The organism is Corallococcus carmarthensis (genome assembly GCF_003611695.1).
Classification (GTDB): Bacteria; Myxococcota; Myxococcia; order Myxococcales; family Myxococcaceae; genus Corallococcus; species Corallococcus carmarthensis.
In genome coordinates this window covers 83,735-94,273 of sequence record NZ_RAWE01000014.1, presented here as the reverse complement: position 1 = coordinate 94,273, position 10,539 = coordinate 83,735, and the positions used below count along the sequence as shown (strand labels likewise).

The 10,539-nt window shown below is 71.8% G+C and carries 8 protein-coding genes; 1 reads left to right on the top strand and 7 read right to left on the bottom strand.

The features are described from left to right. Nucleotides 1-227: 227 nt before the first annotated feature. Genes D7X32_RS06720 through D7X32_RS06695 form a run of 6 tightly spaced genes read right to left on the bottom strand, consistent with a single transcriptional unit; the run spans nt 228 to nt 7,453 of the window. Nucleotides 228-2,771: a hybrid sensor histidine kinase/response regulator gene (locus tag D7X32_RS06720; protein WP_120601661.1), complete on the bottom strand. Its 2,544-nt coding sequence runs from the start codon at nt 2,769-2,771 to the stop codon at nt 228-230. Nucleotides 2,772-2,787: 16 nt separating this feature from the next. After that, nucleotides 2,788-3,369 carry a chemotaxis protein CheW gene (locus D7X32_RS06715; RefSeq protein ID WP_120601660.1) on the bottom strand — a complete coding sequence of 194 codons (582 nt, stop codon included), beginning with the start codon at nt 3,367-3,369 and terminating at the stop codon, nt 2,788-2,790. A 10-nt stretch (nt 3,370-3,379) separates the two neighbouring features. Continuing rightward, complete coding sequence (locus D7X32_RS06710) at nt 3,380-3,793, bottom strand: response regulator (RefSeq protein ID WP_120553868.1); 414 nt, start codon at nt 3,791-3,793, stop codon at nt 3,380-3,382. Beyond that, nucleotides 3,790-5,376: a methyl-accepting chemotaxis protein gene (locus D7X32_RS06705; protein WP_120601673.1), complete on the bottom strand. Its 1,587-nt coding sequence runs from the start codon at nt 5,374-5,376 to the stop codon at nt 3,790-3,792. The genes D7X32_RS06710 and D7X32_RS06705 overlap by 4 nt, the downstream gene beginning before the upstream one ends. Before the next feature lie 59 nt (nt 5,377-5,435). Further along, nucleotides 5,436-6,893: a CheR family methyltransferase gene (locus tag D7X32_RS06700; RefSeq protein WP_120601659.1), complete on the bottom strand. Its 1,458-nt coding sequence runs from the start codon at nt 6,891-6,893 to the stop codon at nt 5,436-5,438. After that, complete coding sequence (locus D7X32_RS06695; protein WP_120601672.1) at nt 6,890-7,453, bottom strand: chemotaxis protein CheW; 564 nt, start codon at nt 7,451-7,453, stop codon at nt 6,890-6,892. Before D7X32_RS06695 ends, D7X32_RS06700 begins: the two co-directional genes overlap by 4 nt. Before the next feature lie 249 nt (nt 7,454-7,702). Between D7X32_RS06695 and D7X32_RS06690 the strand changes: the two genes are divergently transcribed. Then, nucleotides 7,703-9,784, top strand: a complete 2,082-nt coding sequence (locus tag D7X32_RS06690) for a TonB family protein (protein ID WP_120601658.1) — start codon at nt 7,703-7,705, stop codon at nt 9,782-9,784. 32 nt (nt 9,785-9,816) lie between these two features. Here D7X32_RS06690 and D7X32_RS06685 read toward each other — a convergent pair whose 3' ends face one another. Next, nucleotides 9,817-10,536 carry an HAD family hydrolase gene (locus D7X32_RS06685; protein ID WP_120601671.1) on the bottom strand — a complete coding sequence of 240 codons (720 nt, stop codon included), beginning with the start codon at nt 10,534-10,536 and terminating at the stop codon, nt 9,817-9,819. Nucleotides 10,537-10,539: the final 3 nt, after the last annotated feature.

The following is a 10,539-nucleotide window of genomic DNA, read 5'->3' as shown; positions in this document are numbered from 1 at the left end:
CGCGGTTGGCCGCCGCATAGCCACTCCGCGCCCGCCGCCTCCCCTCGACGACAAGGTTGAGATTGCAGTCAACGAGAAGCCCGGCCCCGTGCCAGCAAACCGGGCTTCTTCAACAGCCTGCTAGAGCGCGGCACGTCGCACCGCTGAAAAGCCCGACGCCCTGTCCATCGCTCCAGGCGAAAGACAGGGCGCCGTTGTTTCAAGGCTTCACGCCGCCCTGCCCTGCCTCAGGCGGAGCCAGGCAGCAGCTGGCGCACGAGCTCCAGCAGTTTGCCGCGCTCCACCTCGCGCTTGACCAGGTAGCCGTCCGCGCCCGCATCCAGGCCGGCCGCGCGGTCCTCGTTGCTGTCCAGCGACGTCACCAGGATGATGGGCGTGCGCCGGAACATGGGGTGGCCCTTCATCCGCCGCGCCAGCCCCACGCCGTCCAGCCGGGGCATCTGCCAGTCGCTGACCACCAGGTGGCAGTGCACGCGCTCCAGCACCTGCCATGCCTCCTCGCCGTCCGACGCCGTCACCACCGGGTAGCCGGCGATCTCCAGCAGGGACTTCATCGCGAAGCGCGTGGTGAGCGAGTCGTCGCACACCAGGATGCGCGGCATCTTGGATTCGCCCGCGGCGGTGCGCGTGTCCGGCTTGGCCGCGCGCAGGAGCTCCGGCGCGTTGAGCACCGGCACCACGCGCCCGTCGTCCAGCACCGCCGCGCCCGCCAGGTGCGTGACGTCCCGCAGGTGCTTGCCCAGCGAACGGACCACCAGCTCCTGCTGCCCCACCACCTCGTCGATGGCGTACAGCACGCGCTCCTCGCCCAGCGACAGCAGCACCGCCGTCTGCCGCCGGCCCGACTCCAGCGCCAGCGGCATGCGCGGCAGACCGATGGACTCCGCGAGCGACAAGAACGTGAGCTGCTCGCCGTCCAGCCGCGCCACCACGCGCCCCGCCACCGTGCCCACGTCGTCCGCGTCCAGCCGCAGCACGCGCTTCACGGTGTCGGAGGGAATGGCGGTGACGGCGGTGCCGGTGCGCACCAGCAGGCCCAGCGCCGCGGCCAGCGTCAGCGGCAGGTCCACGATGAAGCGCGTGCCCTTGCCCGGCGTGAACTCCACGTCCGCGCTGCCCTGCAGCCGCTGCGCGGTGGCCAGCACCACGTCCAGGCCCACGCCACGGCCCGAAGTGGAGGTGACTTCATCGCGCGTGGAGAAGCCCGGCTGGAAGATGAGCCGCGCGGCCTGCGCGTCCGACAGCTTGTCCGCCGCCTCCTGGGTCATCAGGCCCCGGCGCACCGCCGTCGCGCGCACGCGCATGGGGTCCAGGCCGGCGCCGTCGTCCTCCACGATGACGCCGATGCGCGTGCCCCGCGCCTCCACCCGGACCGCGAGACGGCCCGTCTCCGGCTTGCCCACCGCCTTGCGCGCCTCGGGCATCTCCAGCCCGTGGTCGATGGCGTTGCGCACCAGGTGCACCAGCGGATCCTTCAGCGCGTCCACGATGCGCCGGTCCAACCGCACGTCGGTGCCGCCCAGCTCCAGCGTCACCTCCTTGCCCAGCCGGGACGCCGTCTCTCGCACCGTGCGCCGCAGCGGCTCCAGCACTTGCGAGGCCGGCACCATGCGCAAATCGCGCAGGTCGTCGCGGATGACCTGCGCCACCAGCGACTGCTGCTCGCCGTCGCGGTGCGCCTCCTTCGCCTGCTCCAGGAGGCGCTTCTGCATCGTGCGCATCAGGCCCACGCCCGTGCGCAGCGGCTCCAGCGCGGGCCCGCCGCCGGACATGGCCAGCTGCGACGCGGCGCGCTCCAGGTGCAGCAGCACTTCGTGCGCCTGATCCGTCAGCGAGCGGAAGCCCTCCGAACGCCGGCCCTGCTGCGAGCGCCCCGACACCAGGTGCTCCACCTGGAGCGCCAGCGAGTCCAACGTCTTCACCGACACGCGCACCGCGCGGTCCACCGTCCCGGCGCGGCCTTCCGGAGCCGAGGCCGCCGCGCGCGCCGCGGGCTTCGCCGCGGGGGCCGGAGCCGGCTTCGAGGGCGCGGGCTCATGGACCGCACCGGCGTCATCCACCACGCCCAGGGCCATGCGCAGGTCCACCAGCGCGCCCGCGACCTCCGACGCCGCCTGTCCCGCCGCGTCCCCGCCCTCCTCCATGCGCGTGAAGCCCAGCGCCGCGGCCTCCGCCAGCGCGGCCACCTGATCCGCCTGGATGGCCTCCGCGCTGTGGCGCAGGGCGTGCGCCTGGTCCACCGCCGCGCGCACCGCGCCCGCCCGGTCCTCCACCTTGGGGGACACCAGCCGGCCCAGCGCCGCTTCCAGCGCGGCCAGCGCCTTCAACCCGTCCTCACCCAGCGGGCCCGTGGTCGCGGCGTCTTCAGGCACGTGGGCGGCCTGCTCCTCGTGGCCCAGGGCCTTGAGCAGCGCGGCCACGCCGTCCACCACGGGCTGTTCACCCGCGTCGCCCCGGTTGAGGGCGTTCTCGATGGCGGACAGGCCCCGCAGCATCGCCTCCACGGCGCCCCGCGAGATGGGCTCTTCCACGCCGACGTGGGACAGCCCGTCCTCGATGGCGTGGACGATGCGTTCGATGTCGTCCAGCCCCAGGCTCGCCGCGGAGCCCTTGAGGCTGTGCACCACGCGCTTGAGCGACGGCAGCAGGTCCGGCTCGCGCGCGGAGGCCGGCTGCTCCAGCCCCAGCACCTTCGACCCGATGGCCTGAATCTGTTCGCGCGTCTCCGCGGCGAACACCGGCCAGATGCTGCGCAGCAACTGCGGATCCATGAAGCCTCAGTCCCCTCTAGCCGCGCCGAGCGGCCGCCGGGTTGCCCAGCTGTGTGAGGTCCAGCACCGTGAGCCGGTCCGGCGTCAGGAACAGGAACGGGCCCGGCGGCGGCTGGGACAGCTCCGCGCGCGGCAACTCCAGCCGTCCGTCCACGACCTCCGCCGCCAGCCCGAACGCTTCGTCCTCCACTTCCACCACCACGACCTTGCTCAGGTCGGACATGCCCCCGCCCTCCAACCCCAGGAGCTGCCGCAGGTCCAGCACCGGCACGATGCGCGAGCGCGACAACAGCGCCCCCAGCACGTGGCGCGGCGCCCCTGGCAGCGAGCACATCCCGCGCGACTCCAGCACGTGGTCCACGAAGTCGATCTTCACCGCGTAGCGCTCGCCGCCCACCTGGAAGGCGAGCACCGTGACGACCTCCTGGCGCACCTCGTGGCGCGAGTTGGCCAGCGCCACCGCGCGCTGGTGCAACACCTCGCGCCGCCGGTGGGCGCTCACCACCGTGGCGCCCTCGAGCAGCATCTGGGCCGCGTCGAGCGAGGCCTTCAGTTCGTCGAAGTCGACGGGCAGCAGCTTGCGGTCTTCGATAGCCATGGGCGGGCGGTCAGTACTTCGTGGCCGGCAGCTTGAGGATGTCCCGCACCTTGGAGCGCAGGTCGTCCACGGACACCGGCTTGTTGAGGAAGGCGCTCGCGCCGACGAGCTTCCCCTTCTGGCGGCTCGCGTCGTCCTTCAGCGACGTGAGCAGCATGAAGGGCGTGTCGTGCAGCTTCGAGTCCGCCCGGATGGCCGCGCACAGCGCGAAGCCGTCCATCTCCGGCATCTGCACGTCGGAGATGATGAGGTCCGGCTTCTGCTCGCGCGCCCTCTTGAGTCCCACCGCGCCGTTGGGCGCGTCCAGGAAGTCCAGCCCCCACCCCATCAGGTAGACCTGCAGGAGGTTGGTGATGGTCTTCGTATCCTCCACGATCAGCACCTTCGCTGCCTTGCGTGCCCCACCCGTCACGTTGCTGTTCATAGCTGGTACCTGCCTACAAGTTCAGAGAAGCGCTTCGACAAGATGGAGAGGTTGCCGGCCACCTGCTCGATGCGCCGGGTGCCCTCCACCGAATCACTCATGGCGGACGTCAGCTCGCCCATCGCCGTGGCGATCTGCTCCACGCCAATGGTCTGCTGCCGCGTGTTGCCCGCGATCTGCCGCGCCGCCCCCGACGACTCGCGGATGACCTCCGACAGGCCCAGGATGGTGGAGCCCGCGCCGCGCGCCATCTCCATCGCCGCCTGTGCACGCCGGCTTCCCTCGTCCGTGGTCGTCACGGCCACGCGCGTGCCCTTCTGCACTTCACCCAGGAGCACACGCACCTGGTCTGCCGCCATGCGGGACTGCTCCGCCAGCGTGCGCATCTCCGTGGCCACCACCGCGAAACCGCGTCCGTGCTCGCCCGCCTTCGCCGCCTCGATGGAGGCGTTGAGGGCCAGCAGGTTGGACTGCTCCGCCACGTCCTTCACCTGTCCGATGATGTCGCTGATCTGCAGCGTGCGCTCGTTCAGGTCGGTGATGGCCAGGGCAATGGCCTTCACCTGTTCGCCCAGCTTCTCCATGCCCTCCACGCTCTCCGTGACGACCTTCTGGCCCTGCGCGCTGAGCGACTCCGACTTCTGCGTCTGCGCGATGACGGCGTCCGCGTAGGACGTGGCCTGCTTGGAGGTCTGGGCGATCTCCGCCACCGTGGTGCTCGTCTCGTTGATGGCGGACGCCTGCTGGTGCGCCATCGCGGACTGCTGCGTGGACGTGGCCAGCACGCCCGCGGCCTCGTGCTCCAGGTCCGTCGCCGCGCCGCGCAGGTCGTGCAGCAGGTGCACCAGCGCGTCCGCCATGGTGGCGAAGCTGCGCGCCAGTTCGCCGATCTCGTCCGTGCCGTTGGTGTCGATCTGCTGGCGCAGGTCGCCCGCCGCGATGCCCACCGCCGCGCGGGCCAGCCGCTCCAGGGGCACGATGAAGAGGCTGGCCATGCCGGCCGCGGCCAGCAGGCCCAGCACCAGCACCAGCAGGCCCAGGCCCGCGGTGCGCCAGGTGCTGGAGGACAGCGAGTCCGCCAGCGCCTCGCGATCCAACGCCAGCTGCACGGTGCCCACGCGCTTGAGCGTGCCGCCCGGCGGGCCGAAGAGGATGGGCGCCGTCGTCTCCACGATGGGCAGCGTGCCCACCGTCAGCAGGCGGTCCACCACCCCGTCCCCGTCCGCGGGCTCCACGGCGGCGGCGGTCGCGAAGTGCTCGTCGGCGGAGCGCGCCAGCACCTTCCCGCTCGGGTCGCGGACCACGATGTACGCGATGTCCGGCACGCTCTTGAGGGCCGCGTCGGCGCCCGCCTGGAGCATGGCCGAGTCACTGGCCGCGGCGGACGCGCCCACGGCGAACGCCATGCCAATGCCCACCGCGCGCGAGCGCTTGGTGAGTTCATCCAGCAGGCCGTCGCTCATCTGCAGCCAGAACGCGAAGGTCAGGATGCCGACCAGCACGATGCCGAAGATGCCCGTGCCCCCGAGGATCTTCGTCCGCAGGCTGAGCCTGGTCGAATCCGCCCCTGCAGGCGACGCCATCTTCAAACCTTTCGCTTCCACGTTGTCCCCACCTCACGTGTACCGGCGCGCCCCACGGATCAGCGCGCGCCCTGCCAGCCCATCTGCGAAGGACGGGGAGCCAGCGCCTGCCGCAGCCCCCCCGCCGTCATCGTCGTCTCCACGCCTCGCAGCGGGTGCTCGTCATCCAATCCATCCAGCGCGCGCAGCGCGTTCTGCCGCGCCCGCTCCGCGTCCTCACGCCGGTCCAGGCGGTTGTAGAGCGCCACCAGCGTCGCATGTCCCAGCGCCAGCTGCGGCTCCAGATACAGCGCCTTGCGCACCGCCTCCACCGCCGCGTACAGGTCGTTGCGCGATTCGGCCACCATCGCCAGCAGCAGGTACGCCTCCGGAGACAGCGCCCGCGCCGCCTCGCGCGCCAGCGCCTCCGCTTCCTCGAAGTGGCCCGCGTGCGCCGCCTCCAGCGCCCGCGTCAGCAAGCCCGCGTCCTGGGCCGCGCGCGAAGCCGGCGTGGGCACCTGGGCCTTGGGCGTCTCCGGGACCGGCGCCGGCCGGGGCGTCCGCGCCACATAGGCCGGCATGGGCCCGGGCGTGGGCCGGAGGGGCTCCAGCCGCAGGCTGCCCGGCACGGGCGTGGGACGGCGAAGCGAGGCGGCGGCGAAGGCGTCCTGCGTGTCGCGCCGGGGGGACGCGACCGCGGACTCTCCCGCGGTCCACGGCTCCAGGGGCACGCGTAGGACGGGGGTGCCGTCCACGTCCAGCGTCTCCAGCCCCATCCCGTTGGTGAGCGGCACCTCCGCGGGCGACACGAAGAGCAGGCCGCCCGGCGCGAGCGCGCCCACCAGCCGGGCCAGCACCGCGCGCACCAGCTCCGGCGTGAAGTAGATGAGGACGTTGCGGCAGAAGATGGCGTGGAAGCCCAGGGACGGCACGGCGTCCGTGGCCAGGTTGTGGCGGCGGAAGTCCACCGTGCGCACGACCTCCGGGGCCACCGTGTGCTGCGCGTCCTGTCCCGACGCGCCAGGGTGCGGCGCGAGGAAGCGCTTCTCCAGGTCCGGCTCGATGCGCCGGAGCGACCAGGGGCTGTACACCGCGGACTTCGCGCGCAGCAGGGCCCGGCCGGACACGTCCGTCGCCAGCACGCGGAAGCGCCCGCCGTTGCCCAGCCCCGCGGCCATCAGCGCCATGGCGATGCTGTAGGGCTCCTCGCCGCTCGCGCAGCCCGCGCTCCAGACGTGGAACGGGCCGCCCTGGTGCAGCCGGGCCCGCGACGCCAGCGCGCGCAGGTGCTCCGGGTGACGGAAGAAGTAGGTCTCGCCAATGACGGCGTGCTCGATGAACGCCTCCACCGCCGCCGGCTCGCGCATGAGCAGCTGGCGGAGGAAGGTCGTCTCGGTCAGGTTGCGCGACAGCGCGGCGCGTGACAGCGCGGGCTCCAACGAGCGACGCAGGCTGCTCGCGAGCGTCAGGCCGCAGGCGCCCTGGAGCACCTCCTCGACCTTCGCGAGCGTTGCGTCGTCGAGAAGCCCTTCGCTCACAGGCCCTCCGTTCCGTTCAGCAGCGCGCTCGTGCGGAGCAGCGGACGCAGCCCCTCCGGCGTGCGGCACAGCCCGGCCATCAGCCCGGTGCCGTCCCAGGGCATCTTCTCCTCGCCGCCCGGCGTGCCGTCCACCAGCACCGGCGTCTCCACCAGGTCCTTCACCCGGTCCACCAGCAGCGCCACCATGCGGCCCGCGTCCACCACCACCAGCAGCGAGTCCAGATCCGGCGTGCGCTTCACGCCCATCATGCGCGCCACGTCCACCACCACCGCCGGACTGCCGCGGTACACGAAGGAGCCGGACACGTGCACCGGCGCGCCGGGCAGCGGATCCAACGCCACCAGCCGGACGACCTCCTGCACCTGCTTCGCCGGCACCAGCGCGGTCGTGTTGCCTGCCTCCACGGTCAGGTAGAGACCGGGCAGGCGCACCTCACCCTGCAGGGAGACAAGCTCCTGGCGCAGCTGGGTCTGCTCCGCCTCCAGCGCGCTCAGGCGCTGTTGCACGGAGACCCGGCGCACCTGCGGAGGAACGGGGACTCTGGGGGTTTCAGCCATCAAGATGAACTCCGCCCGCCGCATGGCAGGCAGGAAGAAAAACCGTAATCCGGGATCGCTGTCCAAAGCAATGCGGGCTTACCCGAAGGTCGCCGCTCACATCCCCCCCTGCGACCGGGGTCGTGGTTGCCCCGACGTGGTGGATTCCAGACCCCCTTGGGGTGCGCCGCACCTGCGAGTTGTGCTTGGATACGGGTGCGCTGCTTTTGCCGGAGAAACCATGCTGCACGCAGCATCTAGGGGACACGAATGATCAAGAGCGATTCCCCGAGCCCTGAGGCCCCGGGAACGGATCCGCTCATCGGCCGGACGTTGAATGGCCGCTTCAGCATTCTGGAGCCCCTGGGCGTTGGTGGAATGGGCAAGGTGTACCGCGCCCTGCAGGCACCGTTGGAGCGCGTGGTCGCGCTCAAGGTGCTCAACCCCAATTTTCCGAGCAGCCGCGACCCGGGCTTCCAGAAGCGCTTCCTGCGTGAAGCGTCACTGACCTCGAAGCTCCGGCACCCGAACACCGTCACCGTCATCGACTACGGGCAGACGGACGACGGCATCTATTACATCGCGATGGAGTACCTGGAGGGCCGCACACTCCAGCAGGTGCTGGGCCAGGCCGGGCCGCTGCCCTGGGCGCGCGCGGTGTCGGTGGCTCAGCAGGTGTGCCGCTCGCTGCGCGAGGCGCACGCGCTGGGCATCATCCACCGCGACCTGAAGCCCGCGAACATCATGATCCTCAACGAGGCGGATCAGGACCTGGTGAAGGTCCTGGACTTCGGCCTCGTGAAGTCCGTGGCGCCGCAGGAGGGGCCGGTCAGCCCCGAAATCACCCAGAACGGCACGTTCCTGGGCTCGCCGCAGTACATGGCGCCGGAGCAGGCGCGCAACGTGGCGGACGCGCGCAGCGACGTGTACTCGCTGGGCGTCATGCTGTTCCAGATGCTGATGGGACGGCCGCCCTTCATCGCGCGCGACCACATCGAGCTCATCTTCGCCCATTACAAGGAGCCGCCCCCCACCTTCCAGTCCGTGCGCCCGGACCTCGCGGTGCCGCCGGAGATTGAAATGGTGGTGCGCCGCTGCCTGGAGAAGGATCCGGCGCGTCGCTTCCAGACGATGGACGAGTTGCTGGAGGGCCTGCGCGAGGCGCACATGGCCGCGGGCGGCAACAGCGGCGTGTTCCGCCGGCTGGGTGGCGCGTCGACCACGGGGCCCTACCCCTCTCCGCCGACGACGGGCCCCTACGCGTCCCCGCTGTTCGCCAACGTGGGCAACGCGGAGCCCGCGGACGGTGGGCTCGCGGTGGACATCAGCGTGGACGTGCCGCCGGACGTGCAGCGCGCCCGCCAGCGTACGCTCATGATGGGCGCCCTGGGCGGCGTGATGGTCGCGGGGCTCGTGGGCATCACGCTGTTCCTCCTGCGCGGTGGCAGCTCCGAGGAGAAGCCCGCGCAGCCGGTGACCACCCAGACCACGGCCCCCACCGGCAAGCCGGAGACGGTGGCGGAAGCCCCCTCGACGCCGCCCGCGGCGGGCAAGGTGCGCTTCCGGCTGATGAGCCAGCCGTCCGGCGCACGCGTCTATTACAGGGGCAAGGAGAAGGGCGTGACGCCCTTCGTGATGGAGCTGCCGCTGGGCAGCGAGGGCAGCATCACCGCGGAGCTGACCTTCGCGCTGGAGGGCTACCAGACGGAGACCATCATCACGGGCGGCTCCGGTGAGGTGGTGCTGTCCCAGAAGCTGACCAAGCGCCGGGGCGGCGGTGAGCGCCCGAGCCGCGTGGACCTGGCCAGCGCCTCCACCCCCGAGGACTTCGAGAACGTGGCCCCGGCGACGCCGGGTGGACTCGCGGCGCCGGTGATGATGCAGGCGAATCCGTCGTCGACGTCGTCCACCACCGCCGCGGCGGTCCCCGCCACGACGACGGACAAGGCGCTGGGCGCGGTGGGCTCGTCGGCCGCGGCGTCGCAGGTGAGCGCGGCGGGCAGCCTCGCGGTGCCGTCGCTGACGACCGGCGCGCTCGCGCCCGTCAACCCGAACGCCGTCATCCCCTTCAACGACGCCATGGAGCGGCCGGTGATGCTGGAGGAGGGCCGGGACATCGCCTACACGCGCGAGGCGCTCGCCATCAAGGCGGAGGGGCTCGTGGCGGTGCGCTGCACCATCACCAACAAGGGCCGCGTGGAGAACTGCCGCATCCTGAAGATGGTGCAGCACATGGACCGGGCGGTGCTCGACTCGCTCCAGTCCCGCGTCTACAAGCCCATCCAGTACCAGGGCCGCCCGGTGAACGTGGACTACACCTTCACCATGCGGCTCGTGTCCCCGCGCCGCTGAAGAAGCGCGCCGCTTCGCCTCCACCGCGTTCTTCAGGGGCCGGTGGAGGGCACCAGCGGCGGCGACGGTGGGACGGACGGGGTGGCGCCTCCAGGAGGCACGCCCCAGTCCACCACCGGCCAGCCCCGCCTCCGGGCCTCGCGGCGCAAGCGGTGGTCCGGGTTCACCACCACCGGGCGCCCCACCACCTCCAGCACGGGCAGGTCCGAATACGAGTCCGTGTAGAAGGCGCACGCGGACAGCGGCACCCCCGCATCCTTCGCGGTGGCCTCCGCGTAGAACCGCTTGCCCTCGCCGAAGCAGACCTCGCCCAGCGTGCGTCCGGTGTGAAGCCCCGCCGCGTCCACCTCGAAGCGGTTGCACAGCACGCCGTCCAGGCGCAGCTCGCGCGCCACCAGGTCGGACAGGTAGCCCGAGGACGACGTCAGCAGCACCAGCCGGTCTCCGGCCTCGCGGTGGGCCTCCAGCGCGGCCAGCGCTCCGGGGCGGTACTGGCCGCGCACGGCCTCCGCGTAAAACTCCGCGGAGCGCGCCTCCAGGGCCTTCGCGTCGGAGCCCGTCAGCAGGGCCGTGGCGCGCAGGAGCACGTCCTGCATGGCCACGAAGCCCAGGTGGTACCGGGCGAGCAGCATGCTCGCGCGCAGGGCCTCCCAACGGGAGATGTGGCCCAGGGCCAGCTCGCGGCGCACCCAGAGCGACGCGGAGTTGGCGGCGAGCAGCGTCCTGTCCAGGTCGAAGAAGGCGACGGCCACGGC

Bases quoted from the DNA above. Each gene is read 5' to 3' on its own strand.
- D7X32_RS06710 (WP_120553868.1), bottom strand. From the start codon at position 3,793: ATGAACAGCAACGTGACGGGTGGGGCACGCAAGGCAGCGAAGGTGCTG.
- D7X32_RS06715 (WP_120601660.1), bottom strand. From the start codon at position 3,369: ATGGCTATCGAAGACCGCAAGCTGCTGCCCGTCGACTTCGACGAACTG.
- D7X32_RS06705 (WP_120601673.1), bottom strand. From the start codon at position 5,376: ATGGCGTCGCCTGCAGGGGCGGATTCGACCAGGCTCAGCCTGCGGACG.
- D7X32_RS06695 (WP_120601672.1), bottom strand. From the start codon at position 7,453: ATGGCTGAAACCCCCAGAGTCCCCGTTCCTCCGCAGGTGCGCCGGGTC.
- D7X32_RS06690 (WP_120601658.1), top strand. From the start codon at position 7,703: ATGATCAAGAGCGATTCCCCGAGCCCTGAGGCCCCGGGAACGGATCCG.
- D7X32_RS06720 (WP_120601661.1), bottom strand. From the start codon at position 2,771: ATGGATCCGCAGTTGCTGCGCAGCATCTGGCCGGTGTTCGCCGCGGAG.